Origin of the sequence: Kineosporia sp. NBRC 101677 (assembly GCF_030269265.1) — a bacterium.
Lineage (GTDB): Bacteria > Actinomycetota > Actinomycetes > Actinomycetales > Kineosporiaceae > Kineosporia > Kineosporia rhizophila.
Map to the genome: position 1 here is coordinate 335,440 of NZ_BSTA01000008.1, position 22,281 is coordinate 357,720.

Annotated in this window: 21 protein-coding genes; 1 reads left to right on the top strand and 20 read right to left on the bottom strand. The window is 70.9% G+C overall.

Features of this window, described 5'->3' with window-relative positions; translation table 11 throughout:
- Nucleotides 1-13 precede the first annotated feature (13 nt).
- The 16 genes from QSK18_RS24075 to QSK18_RS24150 all read right to left on the bottom strand — a co-directional run bounded on the left by QSK18_RS24075 (nucleotide 14) and on the right by QSK18_RS24150 (nucleotide 16,321).
- Nucleotides 14-907: a F0F1 ATP synthase subunit gamma gene (locus QSK18_RS24075; RefSeq protein ID WP_285623598.1), complete on the bottom strand. Its 894-nt coding sequence runs from the start codon at nucleotides 905-907 to the stop codon at nucleotides 14-16.
- Nucleotides 908-938: 31 nt separating this feature from the next.
- On the bottom strand, nucleotides 939-2,576 hold the full coding sequence (gene atpA / locus QSK18_RS24080; protein ID WP_232813611.1) for a F0F1 ATP synthase subunit alpha: 1,638 nt from the start codon (nucleotides 2,574-2,576) through the stop codon (nucleotides 939-941).
- A 149-nt stretch (nucleotides 2,577-2,725) separates the two neighbouring features.
- On the bottom strand, nucleotides 2,726-3,559 hold the full coding sequence (locus QSK18_RS24085; protein ID WP_232813610.1) for a F0F1 ATP synthase subunit delta: 834 nt from the start codon (nucleotides 3,557-3,559) through the stop codon (nucleotides 2,726-2,728).
- A complete protein-coding gene (locus QSK18_RS24090) occupies nucleotides 3,559-4,152 on the bottom strand; it encodes a F0F1 ATP synthase subunit B (RefSeq protein WP_285623603.1) in 594 nt (197 codons plus the stop codon). Before QSK18_RS24090 ends, QSK18_RS24085 begins: the two co-directional genes overlap by 1 nt.
- Before the next feature lie 43 nt (nucleotides 4,153-4,195).
- Nucleotides 4,196-4,405 carry an ATP synthase F0 subunit C gene (gene atpE, locus QSK18_RS24095; protein ID WP_232813608.1) on the bottom strand — a complete coding sequence of 70 codons (210 nt, stop codon included), beginning with the start codon at nucleotides 4,403-4,405 and terminating at the stop codon, nucleotides 4,196-4,198.
- Nucleotides 4,406-4,488: 83 nt separating this feature from the next.
- Nucleotides 4,489-5,283 (bottom strand): F0F1 ATP synthase subunit A, encoded by a 795-nt coding sequence (gene atpB / locus QSK18_RS24100; protein ID WP_232813607.1) that lies wholly within the window; start codon nucleotides 5,281-5,283, stop codon nucleotides 4,489-4,491.
- A gap of 361 nt (nucleotides 5,284-5,644) precedes the next feature.
- Complete coding sequence (locus QSK18_RS24105; RefSeq protein ID WP_285623608.1) at nucleotides 5,645-6,085, bottom strand: hypothetical protein; 441 nt, start codon at nucleotides 6,083-6,085, stop codon at nucleotides 5,645-5,647.
- A gap of 2 nt (nucleotides 6,086-6,087) precedes the next feature.
- Entirely contained in the window at nucleotides 6,088-7,413 is a 1,326-nt protein-coding gene (locus QSK18_RS24110) for a glycosyltransferase family 4 protein (RefSeq protein ID WP_232813605.1), read from the bottom strand.
- Nucleotides 7,410-8,069, bottom strand: a complete 660-nt coding sequence (locus tag QSK18_RS24115; RefSeq protein ID WP_232813604.1) for an L-threonylcarbamoyladenylate synthase — start codon at nucleotides 8,067-8,069, stop codon at nucleotides 7,410-7,412. The genes QSK18_RS24110 and QSK18_RS24115 overlap by 4 nt, the downstream gene beginning before the upstream one ends.
- 48 nt (nucleotides 8,070-8,117) lie before the next feature.
- Nucleotides 8,118-8,987: a peptide chain release factor N(5)-glutamine methyltransferase gene (prmC, locus tag QSK18_RS24120; RefSeq protein WP_232813603.1), complete on the bottom strand. Its 870-nt coding sequence runs from the start codon at nucleotides 8,985-8,987 to the stop codon at nucleotides 8,118-8,120.
- Between the two features lies 1 nt (nucleotide 8,988).
- Nucleotides 8,989-10,098 (bottom strand): peptide chain release factor 1, encoded by a 1,110-nt coding sequence (gene prfA, locus QSK18_RS24125; RefSeq protein ID WP_232813602.1) that lies wholly within the window; start codon nucleotides 10,096-10,098, stop codon nucleotides 8,989-8,991.
- A gap of 161 nt (nucleotides 10,099-10,259) precedes the next feature.
- Entirely contained in the window at nucleotides 10,260-10,478 is a 219-nt protein-coding gene (gene rpmE / locus QSK18_RS24130) for a 50S ribosomal protein L31 (RefSeq protein ID WP_232813601.1), read from the bottom strand.
- A gap of 150 nt (nucleotides 10,479-10,628) precedes the next feature.
- Nucleotides 10,629-12,626 (bottom strand): transcription termination factor Rho, encoded by a 1,998-nt coding sequence (gene rho / locus QSK18_RS24135; protein WP_285623615.1) that lies wholly within the window; start codon nucleotides 12,624-12,626, stop codon nucleotides 10,629-10,631.
- Between the two features lie 310 nt (nucleotides 12,627-12,936).
- Entirely contained in the window at nucleotides 12,937-13,893 is a 957-nt protein-coding gene (thrB, locus tag QSK18_RS24140; protein ID WP_232814272.1) for a homoserine kinase, read from the bottom strand.
- Nucleotides 13,893-14,966 carry a threonine synthase gene (gene thrC, locus QSK18_RS24145; RefSeq protein ID WP_285623619.1) on the bottom strand — a complete coding sequence of 358 codons (1,074 nt, stop codon included), beginning with the start codon at nucleotides 14,964-14,966 and terminating at the stop codon, nucleotides 13,893-13,895. Before thrC ends, thrB begins: the two co-directional genes overlap by 1 nt.
- Nucleotides 14,966-16,321 (bottom strand): homoserine dehydrogenase, encoded by a 1,356-nt coding sequence (locus QSK18_RS24150; protein WP_269811045.1) that lies wholly within the window; start codon nucleotides 16,319-16,321, stop codon nucleotides 14,966-14,968. Before QSK18_RS24150 ends, thrC begins: the two co-directional genes overlap by 1 nt.
- Nucleotides 16,322-16,421: 100 nt before the next feature.
- On the opposite strand from QSK18_RS24150, the gene QSK18_RS24155 reads away from it, so the two are divergent.
- Nucleotides 16,422-17,099: a response regulator transcription factor gene (locus QSK18_RS24155; RefSeq protein WP_285623622.1), complete on the top strand. Its 678-nt coding sequence runs from the start codon at nucleotides 16,422-16,424 to the stop codon at nucleotides 17,097-17,099.
- Between the two features lie 84 nt (nucleotides 17,100-17,183).
- On the opposite strand, the gene QSK18_RS24160 is transcribed toward QSK18_RS24155, so the two are convergent.
- The 4 genes from QSK18_RS24160 to scpA all read right to left on the bottom strand — a co-directional run bounded on the left by QSK18_RS24160 (nucleotide 17,184) and on the right by scpA (nucleotide 22,281).
- Entirely contained in the window at nucleotides 17,184-18,683 is a 1,500-nt protein-coding gene (locus QSK18_RS24160; protein ID WP_232814268.1) for a sensor histidine kinase, read from the bottom strand.
- A gap of 128 nt (nucleotides 18,684-18,811) precedes the next feature.
- Complete coding sequence (gene meaB / locus QSK18_RS24165) at nucleotides 18,812-19,816, bottom strand: methylmalonyl Co-A mutase-associated GTPase MeaB (protein ID WP_285623634.1); 1,005 nt, start codon at nucleotides 19,814-19,816, stop codon at nucleotides 18,812-18,814.
- Nucleotides 19,817-19,823: 7 nt separating this feature from the next.
- Nucleotides 19,824-20,090: a UBP-type zinc finger domain-containing protein gene (locus QSK18_RS24170; RefSeq protein ID WP_232814266.1), complete on the bottom strand. Its 267-nt coding sequence runs from the start codon at nucleotides 20,088-20,090 to the stop codon at nucleotides 19,824-19,826.
- Between the two features lie 10 nt (nucleotides 20,091-20,100).
- Nucleotides 20,101-22,281: a methylmalonyl-CoA mutase gene (scpA, locus tag QSK18_RS24175; protein ID WP_285623638.1), complete on the bottom strand. Its 2,181-nt coding sequence runs from the start codon at nucleotides 22,279-22,281 to the stop codon at nucleotides 20,101-20,103.

A 22,281-nucleotide genomic window follows, 5' to 3' on the forward strand; every position in this document is an offset into this window, starting at 1 on the left:
GACACGGCGGGCATCAGCTGGCCAGCGCGTCGGCGCCGCCGACGATCTCGCTGATCTCCTGGGTGATCTCCGCCTGGCGGGCCTGGTTGGCCAGCCGGGTGTACATACGGATCAGTTCCTTGGCGTTGTCCGAGGCGGACTTCATCGCGCGCTGGCGGGAGGCCAGCTCGCTGGCCGAGGCCTGCAGCAGCGCGTTGAAGATCCGGCTGTTCACGTACTTCGGCAGCAGCGCGTCGAGCACGTCCGCCGAGTTGGGCTCGAAGGCGTACAGCGGCAGCTTCTCGTCCGGGGCCGGCGGCTCGATCGAGTCGACGACCTCCAGCGGCAGCAGCCGGATGATCTCCGGCTGCTGGCTCACCATGCTGACGAACCGCGTGTAGACGACGTGGATCTCGTCGACGCCGCCGTCCTCGTAGTCCTTGACGAACGCCTCGACCAGGGTGTTGCCGATGGTGTCGGCAGCTTCGTAGGTCGGGGCGTCGGAGAAGCCCGTCCACTCCCCCGCGATGTCACGCTTACGGAAGCGCAGGAAGGCGACACCCTTGCGTCCGGTCACGTAGGTGACCACCTGCTTGCCCTCGGCCGTGAGGCGCTCGCGCAACTGCTCGCTCGCCTTCAGGGCGTTCGAGGAGTAGGCGCCCGCCATACCGCGGTCGGCCGTGACCACCAGGATCGCGGCGCGGCGGACGTTCTCCTTCTCCGTGGTAAGGATGTGGTCCACGTCGGAGTAGGTCGCGACCGCCGACACCGCACGGGTGATCGCCTGTGCGTACGGGGTGGAGGAGGCCACGGCCGCCCGCGCCTTGGAGATACGCGACGAAGCGATCAGCTCCATCGCGCGGAAGATCTTCTCCAGCGACGCGGTCGACCGGATCCGGGCCCGGTAGACCCTCTGCTGCCCTGCCATCTGGCTCTAGCTCCTTATGCCGGTGGCGTCGTCAGTGGCTCTGCCGGACGATCTTCTCCTGGGAGATCTCGCCGTCCGCGGTCGCTTCGTACTCCTCGTCGACGGTGCCCACGATGCCTTCGTCGGAACCGGCCTGGAAGGTCTGCGCGAACGCCTCGACCTCCTTCTCCAGGCTGGCCGCGGTGTCGTCGCTGAACTGCAGCGTCTCGCCGATCGTGCTGAGCACGTCGGTGTTGCGGCGCAGGTGGTCGAGGAACTCCTGCTCGAACCGGCGCACGTCACCGACCTCGACGTCGTCGAGGTAGCCGTTGACGCCGAGCCAGATCGAGACGACCTGCTCCTCGGTCGCGTAGGGCGAGTACTGCGGCTGCTTGAACAGCTCCATCAGCCGCTGACCACGGGCCAGCTGCTGCTTGGAGGCGGCGTCCAGGTCGGAGGCGAACAGGGCGAACGCCTCGAGCGCGCGGTACTGCGCCAGCTCGATCTTGAGCGAGCCGGTGACCTTCTTCATCGCCTTGGTCATGGCCGAGCCACCGACCCGGGAGACCGAGATACCGACGTCGACCGCCGGGCGCTGGTTGGCGTTGAACAGGTCCGACTGCAGGAACAGCTGGCCGTCGGTGATCGAGATGACGTTGGTCGGGATGTAGGCCGACACGTCGTTGGCCTTGGTCTCGACGATCGGCAGACCGGTCATCGAGCCGTGGCCCAGCTCGTCGGACAGCTTCGCGCAACGCTCCAGCAGACGGGAGTGCAGGTAGAAGACGTCACCCGGGTAGGCCTCACGGCCCGGCGGACGGCGCAGCAGCAGCGACACGGCGCGGTAGGCCTCGGCCTGCTTGCTCAGGTCGTCGAAGACGATCAGGACGTGCTTGCCGGCGTACATCCAGTGCTGGCCGATGGCCGAGCCGGTGTACGGGGCGAGGTACTTGAAGCCGGCCGGGTCGGACGCCGGGGCGGCGACGATGGTGGTGTACTCCAGCGCGCCGGCCGCCTCGAGCGAGCCCCGGATCGACGCGATGGTCGAGCCCTTCTGGCCGATCGCGACGTAGATGCAGCGGACCTGCTTGTCCGGGTCGCCGCTCTCCCAGTTGCGCTTCTGGTTGATGATCGTGTCGATCGCGATCGCGGTCTTGCCGGTCTGGCGGTCGCCGATGATCAGCTGGCGCTGGCCGCGGCCGATCGGGGTCAGCGAGTCGATCGCCTTGATCCCGGTCTGCATCGGCTCGTGCACCGACTTACGCTGCATGACGCCCGGCGCCTGCAGCTCCAGGGCCCGGCGGCCCTCGGAGGCGATCTCGCCCAGGCCGTCGATCGGCGCACCCAGCGGGTCCACCACGCGGCCGAGGAAGGCGTCGCCGACCGGGACGGAGAGAACCTCTCCGGTCCGCTTGACCTCCTGGCCCTCCTCCAGGCCGCTGAACTCACCGAGAACGACGACGCCGATCTCGTTGACGTCCAGGTTCTGCGCCAGGCCGAGCGTGCCGTCCTCGAACAGCAGCAGCTCGTTGGCCATCACGCTGGGCAGGCCCTCGACCCGGGCGATGCCGTCGGCCGCCTCGGAGATGATGCCGACCTCTTCGCGGCTGGCCGTGTCCGGGTCGTAGGACTGTACGAAGGCGTCCAGCGCGTCCCGGATCTCGTCCGGACGGATCGTCAGCTCCGCCATCTGGATCCCCTGCTCTCTCGTCGTTGTCCGGCGTGAGCCGGGCCGTGGGTCTTCTTCTTTTTCTTGCTACTTACCTATGCCTGTGTGCGTACATCATCGCGCGCCGCGGCGCACAGCTGTGACCAGGTGGTCAGCAGCTGTGCGACGGGTCAGCCTGCGATGGTCCGCCGGGCCGTGTTCAGCCTGCTCAGCACCGTGCTGTCGATCAGCTCACCGGCCACCATGATCCGCAGCCCACCCATGACCTCGGGGTCGAGGTCGAGGTTGATGCGGATGTCACGGCCGTAGAGCCGGCGCAGCGCCGTGCTCAGCCGGGCCCGCTGGCCCTCGGTGAGCGGCGTGGCCGCGACCACGTCCGCCACCAGCTGCCGCCGACGGGCGGCGGCAGCCTCCAGGAACTTCTCCAGCACCTGCTCCACCCGGCGACCTCGCGGGGAGGTCACCGCCTGGGCCGCCAGGCGCAGGGTCTCCGGAGCCACCTTGCCGACCAGCAGCTGGTGCACCAGCTGGCGCTTGCGGTCGGAGCCCGGCGTCCGGATCGCGAACGCGTCCCGCAGCGAGACGTCACCCGCGATCGTGCGACCGAAGCGGAACAGCTCGTCCTCGACCCGGTCCAGACGCTCGGCCCGCTCGGCACCGAAGAGCGCGGCGGTGACCGCCAGGCCCTCGAGCGCCTCGGTCAGGTCCGAGGAGTCCGACCACTGGGAGCGGACCAGTCCGGAGACCAGGTCCAGGGCCGGCCCGGAGACCTTGCCCTCCAGCAGCCGGGCCGCCAGGGCGGCCCGGGTCTCGGCCGGCCGCGACGACTCGGTCAGGGCCCGGCGCAGGGCGGCGTTGGAGACCACCAGGTCGGTGACCGCGAACAGGTCGTCCGCGAGCCGGGCCGCGTCGGTACCGACGGAGTTGAGCAGCATCTCCAGCCGGTCCTGCCCGGCGGCGAGCGCCACCCGGCTCGGGCCCTGCATCCGCACCTGCGCCGCCATCAGGAGACCCGGCCCGAGGTGGGGGCCGTCTCGGCCTGCTCGAGCTCGTCCAGGAAGCGGTCGATCACCCGCGACTGCCGGGCCGAGTCCTGGAGGGACTCACCGACGATGCGCGAGGCCAGGTCCGTGGCCAGGGCACCGACGTCGGACCGCAGCTGCACGACCGCCTGCTGCCGCTCGGCAGCGACCTGCTGCTGGGCGGAGGCAACGATCCGGGCCGCCTCGGCCTGGGCCTGCTCCCGCATCTCCGCGACGATCTGCGCACCCTGGGTGCGCGCCTCCTCGCGGATCCGGCCGGCCTCGGCGCGAGCCTCGGCCAGCTGGCTCTGGTACTCGTCCAGAGCGGCGGCAGCCTCGGCCTGGGCCTGGGCCGCCTTCTCGATGCCACCCTCGATCTCGGCCGTACGCTCGGCGTAGACCGCCTCGAGGCGAGGCACCACGTACTTCTTCATCACGTAGTAGACGATCGCGAAGAAGACGAGGCTGAGGATCAGTTCCGACGGGTGCGGAACGATCGGCAGCTCCGAGCCCCAGCCAGTTGCGTGGCCAACCTCTTCGGCGTCACCTGCTGCAATGAGCGGTTGTGCAATCACAGTGTCACCCTCCTTCCCGTCGGGTCAGCGGAAAAAAGGATGGTCACTCGCGGAAGAGGAAGGCGAAGACCAGACCCAGCAGGGCCAGCGCCTCGGTCAGGGCGAAGCCGGTGAACGCGATGGTCTGCAGCACGCTGCGGGACTCGGGCTGACGGGCCACACCCTGGATGTAGGCGGCGAAGATCAGACCCACGCCGATGCCGGGGCCGATCGCGGCGATACCGTAGCCAAGGAATGCGATGTTGCCGGTCATTGCAGTTTCCTGCCTTTCGGGTTGTTGCCTGAGGGGCTCAGGCAGTTGTCAGTGCGCGTCCGACGACGGGCACCGGCGGAAGATCAGTGCTCGTCGGCGACGGCACCGGCGATGTAAACGCAGGCCAGGAGCACGAAGACGTACGCCTGGAGGCACTGGACGATGACCTCGAAGCCGAACATGACCAGCGAGAACGCGTAGGCGAAGACGCCGGTCGCGTTGAGGAAGAGGCCATCCGCCTGGAAGAGCAGGTATTCGCCACCGAGGGCGAAGACCATGAGCATGAGGTGCCCGGCGAACATGTTGCCGAACAGTCGCAGCGCCATGGTGAGCGGCCGGTTGACCACGTACGTGAGGAACTCGATGAACCACACCAGCGGGACGACCCAGGCCGGCAGGCCCGAAGGCACGAAGCTCTTCAGCCAGCCGATCGGGCCGTGCTTACGGATACCGACCGCGTGGTAGGTGATGTAGACGATCGCGGTGAGCACGATCGCGTAGCCGATCCGGCTGAAGGTCGGGAAGTTGATGAACGGGACGATCCCGGCCAGGTTGTTGATCAGCACGACCGTGAAGAGCGCGAACATCAGCGGCAGGAACGGCTTGAAGTGGTCCGCGCCGATGATGTCGCGGGCCAGGCCGTTACGGACGAAGCTGTAGGCGCTCTCGACGTAGAACTGGCCCTTGCCGGGCACCAGCTTCATGTTCCGGGTCAGCACCAGCAGCACCACGGACAGGACGACCGCGATTGCCGCGAAGACGACCATCGACCGGGTCAGAGCGAAGGCGCCGTCCCCGATCAGGGGCTGCCAGAACTCCACCTCACTGGGCGCGTGGAAGCCTCCTTCGCCTCCACCACCGGCGGCCACGTAAGTCACGGTCGCTCCTCCAAGCTCAATGCTTCGTTGCGGATTCAGCCATTCAGCCCGAGAGGCCTGGCGGCAGATCGTGCGGTACCGGCCAGGGCCGATGGGCGGCCCTGGGGTGTTACAAGCTCTGTGGTTTGTTACTCGTTCAGCTGCGTTACGGGTTCGGGGGAAGACGGGCTCGGGCGTTGCAGCTCGTAGCCGGCGGAGACCTTCAGCGGGCACTCCGCAGTCATGGCGGGTGCCCTCAGCAGGGTCTACTCGTCATCCATCTGGCTTGACACTATCAGTCATGTAGGGCGGTTCTGCCGCCACCCCCCAGCAAGGGCTCAAGAACCCCTGCTACGGGTGCAACGGGCAGCACCCGAACGGGTTAGTCGCGTGCATCCCTGTCGTCGTACAGCGGCTGACGAAGCTTGAGCGCTCCGCGCATGTGACCTCCGATCCAGCCCACCAGACCGGCCCCGAGACCGGCCGCGGCGGCCGGGCCGACCAGCCAGGCGGTCTCGTCGAGCAGCAGGAAGGCGGCCCACATCAGGCCGATGACCAGCGAATACGTCATGAAGGCGAGGCCCATGCCGAGCCACGGCTCGGTCATCCGGAGCTGGGAGTGCAGCATCGTGGTGAAGGTCAGGGCAACCAGCGCGAGCCCGGCCCCGAACAGGGCGGAGACGCCCTCGTCACGGCCCACGACGAAGGCCCCGGCACCGGTCAGACCGCCCAGCACAAGAGCCGGGACGAGTGCTGCAAGCCACAGCGCGGTCACCGGCTCGGCGGCCCGGGAGACCTTCCGGCCGGACTTCACGTCGGACATATTCATGATCCGTTCATTCCTGAGTTCACGCCGGCACCGCTACGGTGCGTGTCCGGTCGGTCATCGCGGTCTTCTGCGGACCCACCGGGCCCCTCAGCCGAACGAACCTGACGGGCAGCCGGTTTCGTGACTCCGGTCGCTCCCGGGGAGTCCGGGTCGGCCGGGGGCCGCGGCAGGGCCGGGTCGGCCGGTATGACGACAGTTGCGGAGCGTTGCCCGGCGCCGGGTACGGCGGTGGCCGCCATCTGCCGCCAGCGCCGCGGCCCGATGGTCAGGACCAGCGCGCAGATCACCGCGGCCCCTCCGACCAGTAGGGCCGTGGCCGGGGGCACCAGGGCGAACAGGGCCACCCCGAAGCCGACCGTGGCCGTCCAGAAGTAGAGGATCAGCACCGCGCCGGCATGGCTGTGACCGAGGCTGAGCATCCGGTGGTGCAGGTGCAATTTGTCCGGCTGCCAGGGCATCTTGCCCGCCCGGGTGCGCCGCAGGATGGCCAGCAGCAGATCGATGAGCGGTAGCGCCAGCACGGCGAGCGGCAGCACCAGCGGCATGAAGGCCGGGACGATCCGGATGTCCTCCAGCTGCGAGGGCTCGACCGTGCCGGTGATCGCCACCGTGGAGGTGGCCATCAGCAGGCCCAGCAGCATCGAGCCGCTGTCGCCCATGAAGATCCGCGCCGGGTTGAAGTTGTGCGGCAGGAAGCCCAGGCAGGAACCCACCAGGGCGGCGGTGATCACCGAGGCCAGCGAGGCGTAGTCGCCCGGCGACGAGTTCACCGCCAGCGCGTAGGAGTAGATGAAGAACGCCGTGCCGGCGATCGCCACCATCCCCGCGGCCAGGCCGTCGAGGCCGTCGACGAAGTTCACCGCGTTGATCGTCACCATGATCGCCACCACGGTGACCACGATCAGCAGCATCCGCGACGGGATGAAGGTGCCGAAGATCGGCAGCGAGATCAGCTGGATGCCCTGCCAGGCCATGATCCCGGCGGCCAGCATCTGCCCGGCCGCCTTGGTGACCGCGTCGAGCTCCCAGAGGTCGTCGAAGACCCCGAGCAGGCAGACCGCGCCGGCCGAGAGGAGCACCACGTAGGCCGTGCGGCCGGCGAAGACCGCCTCGAAGAAGGGCACCTGGGACGCGGTGAGCATGGCCACCGCGATGCCGAAGTAGATCGCCGCGCCGCCCAGGCGCGGGATCGGCACGGTGTGCACGTCCCGCTCACGCAGGGCGGTCACCGCTCCCACCCGCCGGGCGATGCGCCGCACCGCCGGGGTGGTCAGGTAGGTGACCGTGGCCGCGATCAGCAGGACGAAAAGGTAACCCCTCACTGCGCCGCCTCACCCAGACCCAGGGTCGCCGGGACCACCGAGCGCAGGTCTTCCAGAGTGACCGCCCCCTGGCGCACCACCCGGGGCACCGGCGCCGTGCAGTCGACGATGGTCGAGGCCACGCCGAGCTCGGCCGGGCCGCCGTCGAGGTAGACCGCCACCGAGTCGCCCAGCATGTCCTGCGCCTGCTGACAGGTCAGGGCCGCGTCGTGACCGGTGAGATTGGCACTGGAGACCGCCATCGGCCCGGTGCGCTCCAGCAGCTCCAGGGCCACCGGGTGCAGCGGCATCCGCAGCGCCACCGTGCCGTTGGTCTCGCCCAGGTCCCACCGCAGGGTGGGCATCGAGCGGGTGATGATGGTCAGCGCGCCGGGCCAGAACGCCTCGGCCAGCGCGCGGATGTCGGCGGTGATGCCGGCCGCGATGCCGTCCAGGGTGCGCACGTGCGGCACCAGCACCGGCGGCGGCATGGCCCGGCCGCGGCCCTTCGCGGCCAGCAGGGCGGACACCGCCTCGGCGTCGAAGGCGTCGCAGCCGATGCCGTACACGGTGTCGGTCGGCAGAACGACGAGATCACCTTCCGCGACGACGTCGGCAGCTTTGGCGATCCCGCGCGAACGCTGGACCTCCAGGGCGCAGTCGAAACGCACACTCACCCCCCGAGTGTGGCACTACCTGGGCCCGGAACGCTCATTCCCGCCCGCTCAGCCCGCCCTACGGGCAACCAGAGCACGGTCACGGCCGGTCAGGTCACGCTGCGTGTTCACGTCGATCCACTCCGGTGTGGCGGTGAGCGCGCGGCCCCCGGCGCCCTGGACGTCGGCATGCTCCATCACCAACAGCCCGCCCGGACGCAGCAGCCCGGCGGCGGCCGCGACCACCCCGCGCGGGATGGCCAGACCGTCGTCCCCTCCCCCGTACAGCGCCAGTACCGGGTCGTGGTCGCGCACCTCCGGCTCGGTCGGCTCGGCGTCCGGCGGGATGTACGGCGGGTTGGCCACCACGATGTCCACTGCGCCGGCCAGATCGGCCAGCAGGTGCTCGTGGGCGCGCACCGCGTCTCCGGCGCGCAGCTCGACCCGCGACCCCAGGGCCTCGATGTTGCGCCGCGCCCACTCCACCGCGGGCGGATCCAGCTCCACCGCCACCACCCGCGCGTCGGGCACCTCGTCGGCCACCGCCAGCGCGATCGCCCCGGAGCCGGTGCACAGGTCCACGATCAGCGGGTGCTCGAGCGCCACCCCGGCCTCGATCGCCAGCCCGGCCACCCACTCGGTCTCCACCCGGGGCACGAAGACCCCCGGCCCGACCAGGAGTTCGAGCCGGCGGAAGCCCGCCGAACCGGTCAGGTGCTGCAGCGGAACGCGTTTCGCCCGCTGCTCGAGAAGCCCGGCCACCCGGGCGTTCTCGTCGCTGCTCAGCTGGTAGCCGAGGATCACCCGGCGGGCCAGGTCGCGGCGTTCCACCCCGAGCCCGTGGGCCACCAGGATGTTCGCGTCGGCCGACGGCGAGGGCACGCCGGCCTCGGCCAGAGCGGTCACCGCGGCGGCGAGAACGTGCTTCAGCTCGGGCATCTCAGTTCGCGGCCTGCAGCGCGGCCAGCTGGGCGCTCTCGTCGGCGTCCAGGCAGGACTGGATCACCGGGCCGAGCTCGCCGTCCAGGACCTGGTCGAGGTTGTAGGCCTTGAAACCGGTGCGGTGGTCGGCGATCCGGTTCTCCGGGAAGTTGTAGGTGCGGATCCGCTCGGACCGGTCGACCGTGCGCACCTGCGAGCGCCGGGCCTGCGAGGCCTCCGCCGCCGCGGCCTCGACCTGGATGGCGTGCAGCCGGGCGCGCAGGATCCGCATGGCCTGCTCCTTGTTCTGCAGCTGCGACTTCTCGTTCTGGCAGGAGGCCACCACCCCGGTGGGCAGGTGGGTGATCCGCACCGCCGAGTCGGTGGTGTTGACGCTCTGGCCGCCCGGTCCGGAGGAGCGGTACACGTCGATCCGCAGGTCGTTGGCGTCGATCTCGACCTCGACGGCCTCGTCCGGCTCGGGCAGCACCAGCACGCCGGCGGCCGAGGTGTGGATGCGCCCCTGGGACTCGGTGACCGGGACCCGCTGCACCCGGTGCACGCCGCCCTCGTACTTCAGCTTCGCGAAGATGCCCTCGCCCGGTCCGGGGGTGCCCTTGTACTTCACCGCGACCGAGATGTCCTTGTACCCGCCCAGGTCGCTCTCGGTGGAGTCGAGGACCTCGGTACGCCAGCCGTTGCGCTCGGCGTAGCGCAGGTACATCCGCAGCAGGTCGCCGGCGAACAGGGCCGACTCCTCGCCGCCCTCGCCCGCCTTGATCTCCAGGATCACGTCGCGGGAGTCGTCCGGGTCGCGCGGGATCAGCAGCCGGTGCAGCCGCTCGCGGGCGTGCTCCAGCGCCGACTCCAGCGCCGGGATCTCCTCGGCGAACGCACTGTCCTCGGCGGCCAGTTCGCGGGCGGCCTGCAGGTCGTCCAGGGCGCTGCGCCACTCCTCGTGGCCCGCGTGCACGGCCCCCAGCTCGGCGTACCGGCGCCCGAGCTTGCGGGCCCGGCCGGCGTCGGCGTGGATGGCCGGGTCGGCGAGCTGGCGCTCCAGCTCCTCGTACTCGTACAGCAGCGGCTCGACGGCCGCCTGCGCGGACTCGTCCGGGGTGAGCTGGGCCATGTTCGCCTTCTTCTGAGGTGCAACCGAAAAAGCAACCACCAACGGACGTCGGACGCCCCTACGGAGGCGGGTCACCCGTCCATTGTTGGAAAGTACCTACGGACAAACGACGACGCCGGTCGCCGCCCCCGCGAGAGGGGCCACGACCGGCGTCTGCTCGGCTACTTGCCGGAGTCCTTCTTGCCGTACCGCTGCTGGAAGCGGGCGACCCGGCCACCGGTGTCCAGGATGCGCTGCTTGCCCGTGTAGAACGGGTGGCAGGCGCTGCAGGTCTCGGTGGAGATCTGACCGCTGGTGGCGGTGCTGCGGGTCTCGAAGGTCGAACCGCAGGCGCACTTGACCGTGGTGGCCACGTACTGCGGGTGGATGTCGTTCTTCAACTGTCTCTCCTCAGTCTTGCCGCCGGGTCGTGCGGCACGGGGCGCGCCGCTCGTGAACCGGAGCCTTGAGTAAGTCTGCCAGAACAGCAGACGGGAGCCATAACCGCGGATCCCCCGGGAGCATTCCCGCCGGGAGATCCGCGGTCGGGGCTATTCGCCGCTGGGCGAGGTCTTCTGCACCTGCATCAGGAACTCGGCGTTGCTCGAGCTCTTCTTGGTGCGGTCGAGCAGCAGCTCGATGGCCTGCTGGGGCTCGAGGGCGCCCATCACCCGGCGCAGGCGGTAGATCACGCCGAGCTCCTCCTTGCCCATCAGGATCTCTTCCCGGCGGGTGCTGGAGGCGTTCACGTCCACGGCGGGGAAGATCCGCTTGTCGGCCAGCTGGCGCGACAGCTTCACCTCCATGTTGCCGGTGCCCTTGAACTCCTCGAAGATCACCTCGTCCATCTTCGAGCCGGTCTCGACCAGCGCGGTGGCCAGGATGGTCAGCGACCCGCCGTGCTCGATGTTCCGGGCGGCGCCGAAGAACCGCTTCGGCGGGTACAGCGCGCTGGAGTCGACACCACCGGACAGGATCCGGCCCGAGGCGGGGGCGGCCAGGTTGTAGGCGCGGCCCAGCCGGGTGATCGAGTCGAGCAGGACGACCACGTCGTGGCCGAGCTCGACCAGGCGCTTGGCCCGCTCGATCGACAGCTCGGCGACGGCCGTGTGGTCGTCGGCCGGCCGGTCGAAGGTGGAGGCGATGACCTCACCCTTGACCGTGCGCTGCATGTCGGTGACCTCTTCGGGCCGCTCGTCGATCAGCACGACCATGAGGTGGCACTCGGGGTTGTTGCGGGTGATCGCGTTGGCGATCGCCTGCAGGATCAGCGTCTTGCCGGCCTTCGGCGGCGAGACGATGAGACCGCGCTGGCCCTTGCCGATCGGCGCCACCAGGTCGATGATCCGGGTGGAGATGATGTTCGGCTCGGTCTCCAGCCGCAGGCGCTCCTGCGGGTAGAGCGGGGTGAGCTTGTTGAACTCCGGCCGGGCGCGCGCCTCTTCGGGGGCGCTGCCGTTGACCGTGTCGAGCCGGACCAGGGCGTTGAACTTCTGCCGCTGGTTGGCCTGCTCGCCCTCGCGGGGCTGGCGGACCGCCCCGGTGACCGCGTCACCCTTGCGCAGACCGTACTTCTTGACCTGGCCGAGCGAGACGTAGACGTCGTTCGGGCCGGGCAGGTAGCCGGAAGTACGCAGGAAGGCGTACGAGTCGAGCACGTCGAGGATGCCGGCCACCGGGACGACCACGTCGTCCTCGCTGACCTCCGGCTCGTCGACCCCACCGGGCTCGCCGTCACGACCCCGGCCGCGCTTGCGGTCCCGGAAGCGACGGCCCCGGCGACGGCCCCGGCCGTCCTCGTCGTCGTCCTCGTCGTTGCTGCTGCGACGCGGCTGGGAGTTGTTGCGGCCCTGGCTGTCCCGGCTGCCCTCGCGGTCGGCGTCCTTGGCGGCGCCGTCGCGGTCGGCGGGCCGGTTGCCCGAACGGCCTTCGGAACGCTCGGCCCGCTCGGCCCGGTCCGGACGCTCGGCCCGCTCCGTGCGCTCGGCCCGCTCGGTGCGGTCGGCCCGCTCCGTGCGCTCGGCGCGGTCGGTGCGCTCAGTACGGTCGGCCCGCTCGGTGCGACCCCGGCCGCGACCCCGGGTGGGGCGCTCGGCGGGAGCCTCGGCGGCCTCGACGGGCTCGGCGACCGGCTCGGCCACCTTCGCCGCGACCTCGGGCTCGGCGGCGGCCGCAGCCGCGGCGGCGGCCCGGCTGCGACGGCCGGAGGTGCCGGTGGCCGGGGCGGCGGGGGCCTCGATCAGGGCCTCCTGCGCAGGCTGCTCGGCCGGCGCCTCGGCGGCGGCCGCAGCGGCCGCGGCGGCGGAGGTACGGCGGGTGCGGGTCGGCGCACCGGCCGGGGACGACGCCGAGCGGCGGGAGGTACGGGTGGCCGGGGCGGGGGCGACCGCGCCTGCGCCCTGGTGGCTGCGGATCGCCTCGAGCAGCTCGGCCTTACGCATCCGGGCCGTGCCGTTGATCCCCAGCTGCGAGGCGACGGCCTGGAGCTGCGGCAGGCGGAGCGTGGAGAGATCGACAGCGGACGTCGACATCTCGGTGGTATCTGTCACGAAAGGTCTTCCCCCTCCTCGGCCGCGATACAGTCACGACCAGCGGGTTTGCACCCGGAGAATCCGGATGGTTGTACGCCGCGCTCCGTGCACGCAGGCACGAAGACTGAAATGAGCGGCGGAGTACAGCGCGTGTGCCTGAACGAACCGGCATCTCAGCGACTGCACACGTACTGTAACACCGGCGGGGCCCAGAACGAAGAACCGGAATCAGCCCAAGCTGCCGATCCCGTCCGAAAACCGTGTTTGCCCGGTCCCGGCGGAGACGGCGGGCCCCCGACCCGGCCGCACCGCAGCTTACTCGGCCGGACTATTCGCCTTCTGTAGCCAGCAGCGAACCCACCGTGTCGATTCCCGGCTGCAGCACCTTCCAGCGGTGCGCGGCCGGACCGGTCAGCGCGGAGTTCACCGCGTTCAGCGCCTCGCCCCGGCGGCCGAGCACCAGGACCGTCGGGCCCGCGCCGGAAACCACCGCCGCCGCCCCGAGTTCCCGCACCCGGTGCACCAGATCGGCGGTCTCCGGCATGGCCGGCGCGCGCTGGGCCTGGTGCAGCCGGTCTTCGGTGGCCTCGAGCAACAGGTCCGGCCGGCGGGTCAGGGCGTGCACCAGCAGCGCGGCCCGGCCGGCGTTGAACGAGGCGTCCGGGTGGGCGACCAGCGCCGGCAGCATGGCGCGGGCGGTGGTGGTGGACAGCTCGCCCGAGGGCACGCAGACCACCGGGTCGAGATCGGTGCGCACGTCGAGCCGCTCGGCCCGCGGCACCCCGCTGTGCGAGTGCCAGGAGATCGTGCAGCCGCCCAGCAGGGCCGCGGCGGCGTTGTCCGGGTGCCCCTCGAACGAGGTGGCCAGGGCCAGGACCGTGGCGTCGTCGAGCGCCTCCGGCTCGGCCAGGCAGCCGCGGGCCGCGACCAGCCCGGCCACCACCGCGGCGGCCGAGGACCCCAGGCCCCGGCCGTGCGGGATGCGGTTGGCGCAGTGCAGCCGGATCCCCGGCTGCGGCACCCCGACGTGGTCGAAAGCGGCCCGCACGGCGCGCACCACCAGGTGCTCCTCGGTCAGCGGGACCCCGGCCTCGCCCTCCCCCTCGACGCTCACCTCGAGCCCGGCCGGAGCCAGGCTCAGGGTGACCACGTCGTGCACGGTCAGCGCCAGGCCCAGGCTGTCGAACCCGGGGCCCAGGTTGGCGCTGGTGGCCGGGACCCGCACGGTGGCGCGGCGGTTCATCAGCAGTTCACCGGATGTTGCGGAGGCCGACCCGACCGTCATCAGGCCAGCCCGAGGGCCGAGGCGATGCTGACCACGTCGACCTGGGTCCGGGTCGGCTGCACCGGCTCGCCGTTCGCGTCCTTCAGGGCCCACTGCGGGTCCTTCAGGCCGTGCCCGGTCACCGTGCACACCACGGTCTGGCCGGGGGCCAGCTCACCGGCGGCGTGGGTCTGCAGCAGGCCCGCCACCGAGGCGGCGGAACCCGGCTCGACGAACACCCCTTCGCGGGCCGAGAGCCAGCGGTGCGCGGCCAGGATGGCCGGGTCGTCGACCGCGTCGATCCGGCCGCCGGAGGCGTCGCGCGCCTCGACCGCCTGCGACCAGGAGGCCGGGTTGCCGATCCGGATGGCGGTGGCCACCGTCTCGGGCTGGTCGACCGGGTGCCCGAGCACGATCGGGGCGGCGCCGGCGGCCTGGAAGCCCCACATCTTCGGGGTCTTGGAGGCCGGGGAACCCTCGGCCGCGTACTCCAGGTACCCGCGCCAGTAGGCGGTGATGTTGCCGGCGTTGCCGACCGGCAGGCAGTGGATGTCCGGCGCGTCGCCGAGCACGTCGACGACCTCGAACGCGGCCGTCTTCTGGCCCTCGATCCGGGCCGGGTTGACCGAGTTCACCAGCTCGACCGGGTAGGCCTCGGCGAGCTTACGGGCCACCGTCAGGCAGTCGTCGAAGTTGCCGTCGACCTGCAGCAGCTGGGCGCCGTGGGCGATCGCCTGGGCCAGCTTGCCCATCGCGATCTTGCCGTCCGGCACCAGCACCGCGCAGGTCATCCCGGCGGCGGTGGCGTACGCGGCCGCACTCGCCGAGGTGTTGCCGGTGGAGGCGCAGATCACCACCTTGGCGCCGGCCGCGGCCGCGGCGGTCATCGCCGCCGTCATCCCGCGGTCCTTGAACGAGCCGGTCGGGTTGACCCCCTCACACTTCAGCCAGACCTCGCAGCCGGTGTGCTCCGACAGGGCCCGGGCCCGCACCAGCGGCGTGCCCCCCTCGCCGAGCGTCACCGCCGGGGCGTCGCCCAGGATCGGCAGCCGGTCCCGGTACTCCTCGACGACGCCGCGCCACAGATGTGCCATCAGTCCTCACCCTCGACCCGCATGACGCCGACCACGGCGGTCACGATGTCCAGCCCGGCCAGCGCCGAGACGGTTGCTTCCAGTGCCGCCTCGGTGGCCGAGTGGGTGACCACCACGAGCGAGGCACTGTTGTGCGCACCGGCCTGCGAACGGTCGGCCGGGATCTGCTGCTGCCGCACGGTCTCGATCGAGACCCCGTGCTCGGCAATGACTTTGGCGACCGTGGCGAGCACGCCGGGACGGTCGGCGACGGCCAGGCTGATGTGGTAGCGGGTGACCACCTCGCCCATCGGCCGCAACGGCAGCTGCGCGTAGTACGACTCCCCCGGGCCGCGGCTGCCGGCCACCCGGTTGCGCGCGGCCGAGACCAGGTCGCCCAGAACCGCACTGGCGGTGGGCAGACCGCCCGCGCCGCGGCCGTAGAACATCAGCTCACCGGCGGCCTCGGCCTCGACGAACACGGCGTTGAACGCCTCCCGCACACTGGCCAGCGGGTGCGAGGCCGGGATCATCGCGGGGTGCACGCGGACCGAGACCCCCTCGGAACCGTCGGCCGCGACCGTGCGCTCGCAGATCGCCAGGAGCTTGACCACCGCGCCGATCTGCTTGGCCGAGGCCACGTCGCCCGCGGTGACCTCGGTGATGCCCTCGCGGTGCACGTCGTCGGCGTGCACCCGGGTGTGGAACGCCAGCGAGGCCAGGATCGCGGCCTTGGCCGCCGCGTCGTAACCCTCCACGTCGGCGGTCGGGTCGGCCTCGGCGTACCCCAGGTCCTGCGCCTGGGCGACCGCGGCGGCGAAGTCGAGACCCGCCGTGTCCATCTTGTCGAGCACGTAGTTGGTGGTGCCGTTGACGATGCCGAGCACCCGCCGCACCCGGTCACCGGCCAGCGACTCGCGGATCGGGCGCAGCAGCGGGATCGCCCCGGCCACGGCGGCCTCGTAGTAGAGCTCGACGCCACCGCGGTCGGCCGCCTCGTAGAGCTCGGGACCGTGCTCGGCCAGCAGCGCCTTGTTGCCGGTGACCACCGAGGCCCCGGACGACAGCGCCTGCAGGATCAGCGTGCGGGCCGGCTCGATCCCGCCGATCAGCTCGATCACCAGGTCGGCGCGCTTGATCAGTTCGGGGGCGTCGGTGGTGAGCAGCGCCGGGTCGATGCCGGGGCCGCGGTCGGCCTCCAGCGTGCGCACCGCGATCCCGGTCAGCTGCAGCGGTGCACCGGCCCGCTGGGCCAGTTCTTCCGCGTGCGTGCCGAGGAGCCGGGCGACCTGCGTCCCGACCGACCCGCACCCCAGCAGCGCGACCTTGAGCGGCTCCACCCTGACTCCCCTGACTAGTGTGTATTGTCTCGACATGTGAGAATGACGGCCCGTCCTGCGGCCTGAGACCGTGCTGAGTCCACCCGACCGGACCCGGTCCCGGCAAGTATCTTTGCAGGTCTGACCGAGGAGGACCGTGCGGGTACTGATCGTCGACGACGAACGTCCACTGGCTGAGACGATCCGGCGCGGCCTGACCGACGAGGGATTCGTCGTCGAGGTCGCCCACAACGGCCAGGACGCGCTCTGGGCGGCCACCGAGAAGCGTTTCGACGCAGTCGTTCTGGACATCATGCTGCCGCGCGGCAATGGCTACCAGGTGCTGGCCGAGCTGCGCCGGCGCGAGATCTGGACCCCGGTGCTGATGCTCACCGCGAAAGACGGTGACTACGACCAGACCGACGCGTTCGACCTGGGCGCCGACGACTACCTCACCAAGCCCTTCAGTTTCATCGTGCTGGTGGCCCGGCTGCGGGCGCTGATCCGGCGCGGCGCGCCGGAGCGCCCGGTCGTGCTGGCCTGTGGCGACCTCACCCTCGACCCGGTGCGCCGGCGGGTGGAGCGGGCCGGGAACGAGATCTCGCTCACGCCGCGCGAGTACGGCCTGCTGGAGTTCCTGATGCGGCACAAGGGCGACGTCGTCACCAAGAGCGAGATCCTGGAGGGGGTCTGGGACCCGGCGTTCGACGGCGACCCGAACGTGGTCGAGGTCTACATCCGCTACCTGCGCCGCAAGATCGACGCCCCGTTCGAGCGCCGGGCGATCGAGACGGTGCGCGGGATGGGCTACCGACTCTCCACCACCGGAGGCTGACGCGCGAACAACCCGACCGAGGACGTCCTTAGGTCCTGTCTTGCGGGTTTGTTCGCGATCAGAACCACCCGTTCGGGTGACCTCTCAGTCGCGCTGCTCCCCCGGCCCGGTGGTGAGTTCGGCCAGGGGGATCTCACCGGTCTCGCCCGGCAGCGGCTCCATCTCGTCGGCCGGGATGGTGATCGGCAACTGCACCTGGAACCGCGCCCCGCCGTACGGCGACACCCCCAGGGCGACCTCACCGTCGTGCCCGCGCACCACCTCACGCACGATCGGCAGCCCCAGCCCGGCCCCCCCGCTGGCCCGGTCGCGGCTCTCGTCCAGCCGGACGAAACGCTCGAACACCCGGTCCCGGTCGGCCGCCGCGATCCCCGGCCCGTCGTCGTCCACCATGATCAGCGCGGTCGAGCCGGAGACGGCCAGGCCCAGGGCTACGGTGGTCTCGGCGTAGCGGGCCGCATTGTCCACCAGGTTGCGCAGCACCTGGCCGAGCTTGTGCGGGTCGCCCATGATGCGTACCGGGGTGATCGAGACCGGCACCTCCAGCCCGGACGAGCTGCGCAGCCGGCGGGCCTCCTCGAGCACCAGGTCGTCCAGGTCCACCTCGACCGAGACCAGCTTCAGCCCCTGGTCGTCGGCCCGGGCCAGCAGCAGCAGGTTCTGCACCAGCACGCCCATCCGCTCGGTCTCGTTCTGCAGCACCGGGCGCAGCTCGGCCCAGGCCCGGCCGGTGACGTCGGCATCGGCCACCTCGAGGGTCGCCGACAGCGTGGCCAGCGGGCTGCGCAGCTCGTGACTGGCGTCGGCGACGAACTGGCGCTGCGCGGTCTGGGCGGCCTGCAGCCGGTCGAGCATCTCGTTCATGGTGATCGCCAGCCGGGCGATCTCGTCGCGGGTCGGCGGGATCGGCACCCGGTCCTCCAGGTCGCGTTCGTCGATCCGGGCCACCTGCGAGCGGATCTCCTCGACCGGGCGCAGGGCCCGCCCGAGCAGCACCCAGACCACCGCCCCGACCGCGGCGAGCAGCAACGGGAAGGCGACGGCCATCAGGCCCATCACGATCACCACGGTGCGCCGCTGCCAGTCCAGGAAGGTGGCGACCATGATCGTGTCCTTCTGGCCGCTGTACTCCACCCCCCGGGCGACCACCAGGAACGGCCGGTCGGTGTCGAAGATCTTGAACACCCCGGCCTCCTCCCGCACGGTCTCGCCGATCGCCGGGCGCAGGCCGGTGATCGGGTGCTGGACCGCGTCGTAGCTGGAGCTGGAGACGATGTCCTCGCCCTTGAGCACCTGCACCCACTGCCCGGTGCGCTGGTTCTGGGCCTTCTTCAGCTCCTCGTCCAGCGTTCCCTCACCGACCAGGTCCAGCCGGCCCTCGACCTCGGTCAGCCGCGCGTCGGCGGCCTGGTTCAGCCCGCTGATCAGGCTGCGCTGCAGCACGTAGAAGATCAGCCCGCCGGCCAGGCCGAGCGCCATGCCGACCACCAGGACCGCGGACACGGTGGAGCGCGCCCGCACCGAGGGCAGCAGCCGTCGGGGGGCCGAGGCGGCGGCGAACCGCCAGCCGTGCTCGGAACTCATCCCGGCATTCTCACAGGTACCCGCTGTGACCAGCTTGAGAGCGGTCTGAGTTCACCGTAATAAGGCCATCCCCAGCCCCCACCCACCCGGGAAGACGATCCCCAAGACCCCAAACGTGAGGTCGAGGGCTAAGCCGGTTCAGTGCCCCGCAGCGCGGCCAGAATCTGCTCGGCCGCAGCCGTAGGCGCCAACGACCCGGCCAGCACCTGCGCCTCGACCTGCGGTGTCAGCTCCCGCACCGGCCCGGACTCACGCAGCTCGGTCAGCAGCGAATCGCGCACCATCGCCCACGTCCACCCGATCAGCTGCTGCCGGCGCTTGTGCGCCAGCCCTTCGCCGAGCGCCGAACGATGCGCGAGCACCTGGGCCCAGACCTCGTCGAGCCCGCTGCCCTCCTGCGCCGAGCAGGTCAGCACCGGCGGCTGCCAGGCCTCGTCGGCCGTGCCGATGAGGTGCAGCGCGCCGCTGAGCTCGCGGGCCGCCTTCCAGGCCTCGCTCTCGTGCCTGCCGTCGGCCTTGTTCACCGCGATCACGTCGGCCAGCTCGAGCACGCCCTTCTTGATCCCCTGCAGCTGGTCGCCCGAGCGGGCCAGGGTGAGCAGGAGGAACGTGTCGACCATCTCGGCCACCGTGGTCTCGGACTGCCCCACCCCGACCGTCTCGACGATCACCACGTCGTAGCCGGCCGCCTCCAGCACCACCATCGCCTCGCGGGTCGCCCGGGCCACCCCGCCCAGCGTGCCGGCGCTCGGCGAGGGCCGCACGAACGCCTTCGGATCGCTGGCCAGCCTGGTCATCCGGGTCTTGTCCCCCAGGATGCTGCCGCCGGTGCGGGTGGAGGAGGGGTCGACCGCGAGCACCGCCACCGCGTGCCCGGCGTCGATCAGCCGGCCGCCGAGCGCGTTGATGAACGTGGACTTGCCCGCCCCCGGCACCCCGGTGACCCCGACCCGGATGGTCGGCGGGGTGTCCTGGGCCAGGTTCGTCAGCAGCTCCTGGGCCAGGCGCCGGTGGTCGGGCCGGGTCGACTCGACCAGGGTGATCGCCCGGGCGATCCAGGCCCGGGAACCGGCCCGGATCTGCCCGGCCGCCTCCTGCAGGTCGAACGGCGGCCGGGTGGCCCGGGTGCTCATGCCTGGTTCATCGCAGTTCGAAGGCCACTTCGTCGGAGTAGCACCACAGCCAGCTCTCCCCCGGCTCGGCCGACTGCACAACCGGGTGCTCCTGGGCGTGGAAGTGCGCGGTGGCGTGCTTGGCCGGCGAGGAGTCGCAGCAGCCCATGTGCCCGCAGGTGCGGCACAGCCGCAGGTGCACCCAGGTACCGCCGCTCCTCAGGCAGTCCTCGCAGCCGGCCGCGCTGGGCGTGACCTCGTGAATCTGGTCCAGGTGTGTACATGCCTCAGCCATGGTCGTCAGCCTATGCTCCGGCGGTGTGGCCCAGGCGGTCGGCCAGGGTGCCCAGCAGGTCGAGGGCGGCGTCGGCGATCACCGTGCCCGGGCCGAAGATGGCGCTGGCCCCGTCACGCCGGAGCTGCTCGTAGTCGCCCGGCGGGATCACCCCGCCGCAGACGATCAGGATGTCGGGCCGGCCCAGCGCCTCGAGCTGCTCCCGCAGCGCCGGCACTAGGGTGAGGTGCCCGGCCGCCAGCGAGGAGACGCCGACCACGTGCACGTCGGCCTCGACCGCCTGCAGGGCGACCTCTTCCGGGGTCTGGAACAGCGGGCCCACATCCACGTCGAAGCCGAGGTCGGCGAACGCCGAGGCGATCACCTTCTGCCCCCGGTCGTGGCCGTCCTGGCCCATCTTGGCCACCAGGATGCGGGGCCGGCGGCCCTCCGCGTTCTCGAACTCGGCGGTGGCGGTGCGCACCGCCTCCACGTTGCCTGCCCCCGCCGCCTCGTCCCGGTACACACCGGAAATGGTACGGATCTGGCCGGTGTGCCGGCCGTAGACCTTCTCCAGGGCGTCGGAGATCTCACCGACGGTGGCGTGCGCCCGGGCCGCCCGGACGGCCAGGTCGAGCAGGTTGCCGTCGTTGCGTTCGGCAGCGTTGGTGAGGTGCTGCAACGCCGCGTCGGCGGCTTCGGGGTCGCGCTCCTCGCGCAGCCGGCGCAGCTTCTCGATCTGCTCGGCCCGCACCTGGGCGTTGTCGACCTTGAGCACGTCGACCGGGTCCTCGACGGTGGGGCGGAAGGTGTTCACCCCGATCACCGGCTGACGGCCGGAGTCGATCCGGGCCTGGGTGCGGGCCGCCGCCTCCTCGATCCGCAGCTTGGGCAGGCCCTCGTCGATGGCCTTGGCCATGCCGCCGGCCTTCTCCACCTCTTCGATGTGCTGCCAGGCCTTACGGGCCAGGTCGTAGGTGAGGCGCTCGACGTAGGCGCTGCCGCCCCACGGGTCGGCCACCCGGGTGGTGCCGGACTCCTGCTGGAGCAGCAGCTGGGTGTTGCGGGCGATCCGGGCGGAGAAGTCGGTGGGCAGGGCCAGCGCCTCGTCGAGGGCGTTGGTGTGCAGCGACTGGGTGTGGCCCTGGGTGGCGGCCATCGCCTCTACGCAGGTGCGGATCACGTTGTTGTACACGTCCTGCGCGGTCAGCGACCAGCCACTTGTCTGCGAATGGGTGCGCAGGCTCAGCGATTTGGCATTCTTGGGCTCGAACTCGCGCACCAGCCGGGCCCAGAGCAGGCGGGCGGCACGGAGTTTCGCCACCTCCATGAAGAAGTTCATGCCGATCGCCCAGAAGAACGACAGTCTGGGCGCGAACACGTCGACCCCGAGCCCTGCCCCGACCCCCGCGCGCAGGTACTCGACCCCGTCGGCCAGCGTGTACGCCAGCTCCAGGTCGGCGGTCGCCCCGGCTTCCTGAATGTGGTAGCCGGAGATCGAGATCGAGTTGAACTTGGGCATGTTCGCCGAGGTGAAGGCGAAGATGTCGCTGATGATCCGCATCGACGGGGCGGGCGGGTAGATGTAGGTGTTGCGCACCATGAACTCTTTGAGAATGTCGTTCTGGATGGTGCCGGCCAGCTGCTCCGGCCTCACCCCCTGCTCCTCGGCCGCCACCACGTAGAGCGCGAGCACCGGCAGCACGGCGCCGTTCATGGTCATCGAGACCGACATCCGGTCCAGCGGGATGCCGTCGAAGAGCTGGCGCATGTCCAGGATCGAGTCGATCGCCACCCCGGCCATGCCGACATCGCCCGTCACCCGCGGGTTGTCGGAGTCGTAGCCGCGGTGCGTGGCCAGGTCGAAGGCCACGCTGAGGCCCTTCTGCCCGGCCGCCAGGTTGCGCCGGTAGAAGGCGTTGGAGGCGGCCGCGGTGGAGAAACCGGCGTACTGGCGGATCGTCCACGGCTGCGTCACGTACATCGCCGGGTAGGGCCCCCGCAGGTAGGGCGCGATCCCCGGGTAGGTGTCCAGGAAGTCGAGACCCTGCAGGTCAGCCCCGGTGTAGAGGGGCTTGACGTCAATCCCCTCGGGCGTGCGCCAGAGCAGTTCGGCGGCGTCCTGCTGCCCCTGCGCCTTCAGCGCCGCGGCCCAGTCGCCGGATGCGTGCGGTTGCCCGAGCGGCACGTCCGCGAAGTTGGGAATGGCCAT

What these genes read in the sequence shown, in the direction of transcription:
- prmC (WP_232813603.1), bottom strand. Translation starts at nt 8,987, where the DNA reads ATGCCCGAGCTGAAGCACGTTCTCGCCGCCGCGGTGACCGCTCTGGCC.
- QSK18_RS24170 (WP_232814266.1), bottom strand. Translation starts at nt 20,090, where the DNA reads ATGGCTGAGGCATGTACACACCTGGACCAGATTCACGAGGTCACGCCC.
- thrC (WP_285623619.1), bottom strand. Translation starts at nt 14,966, where the DNA reads ATGGCACATCTGTGGCGCGGCGTCGTCGAGGAGTACCGGGACCGGCTG.
- meaB (WP_285623634.1), bottom strand. Translation starts at nt 19,816, where the DNA reads ATGAGCACCCGGGCCACCCGGCCGCCGTTCGACCTGCAGGAGGCGGCC.
- QSK18_RS24085 (WP_232813610.1), bottom strand. Translation starts at nt 3,559, where the DNA reads ATGGCGGCGCAGGTGCGGATGCAGGGCCCGAGCCGGGTGGCGCTCGCC.
- QSK18_RS24105 (WP_285623608.1), bottom strand. Translation starts at nt 6,085, where the DNA reads ATGTCCGACGTGAAGTCCGGCCGGAAGGTCTCCCGGGCCGCCGAGCCG.
- prfA (WP_232813602.1), bottom strand. Translation starts at nt 10,098, where the DNA reads ATGGCCCAGCTCACCCCGGACGAGTCCGCGCAGGCGGCCGTCGAGCCG.
- scpA (WP_285623638.1), bottom strand. Translation starts at nt 22,281, where the DNA reads ATGGCCATTCCCAACTTCGCGGACGTGCCGCTCGGGCAACCGCACGCA.
- QSK18_RS24160 (WP_232814268.1), bottom strand. Translation starts at nt 18,683, where the DNA reads ATGAGTTCCGAGCACGGCTGGCGGTTCGCCGCCGCCTCGGCCCCCCGA.
- thrB (WP_232814272.1), bottom strand. Translation starts at nt 13,893, where the DNA reads ATGACGGTCGGGTCGGCCTCCGCAACATCCGGTGAACTGCTGATGAAC.
- atpE (WP_232813608.1), bottom strand. Translation starts at nt 4,405, where the DNA reads ATGACCGGCAACATCGCATTCCTTGGCTACGGTATCGCCGCGATCGGC.
- atpA (WP_232813611.1), bottom strand. Translation starts at nt 2,576, where the DNA reads ATGGCGGAGCTGACGATCCGTCCGGACGAGATCCGGGACGCGCTGGAC.
- QSK18_RS24150 (WP_269811045.1), bottom strand. Translation starts at nt 16,321, where the DNA reads ATGTCGAGACAATACACACTAGTCAGGGGAGTCAGGGTGGAGCCGCTC.
- QSK18_RS24075 (WP_285623598.1), bottom strand. Translation starts at nt 907, where the DNA reads ATGGCAGGGCAGCAGAGGGTCTACCGGGCCCGGATCCGGTCGACCGCG.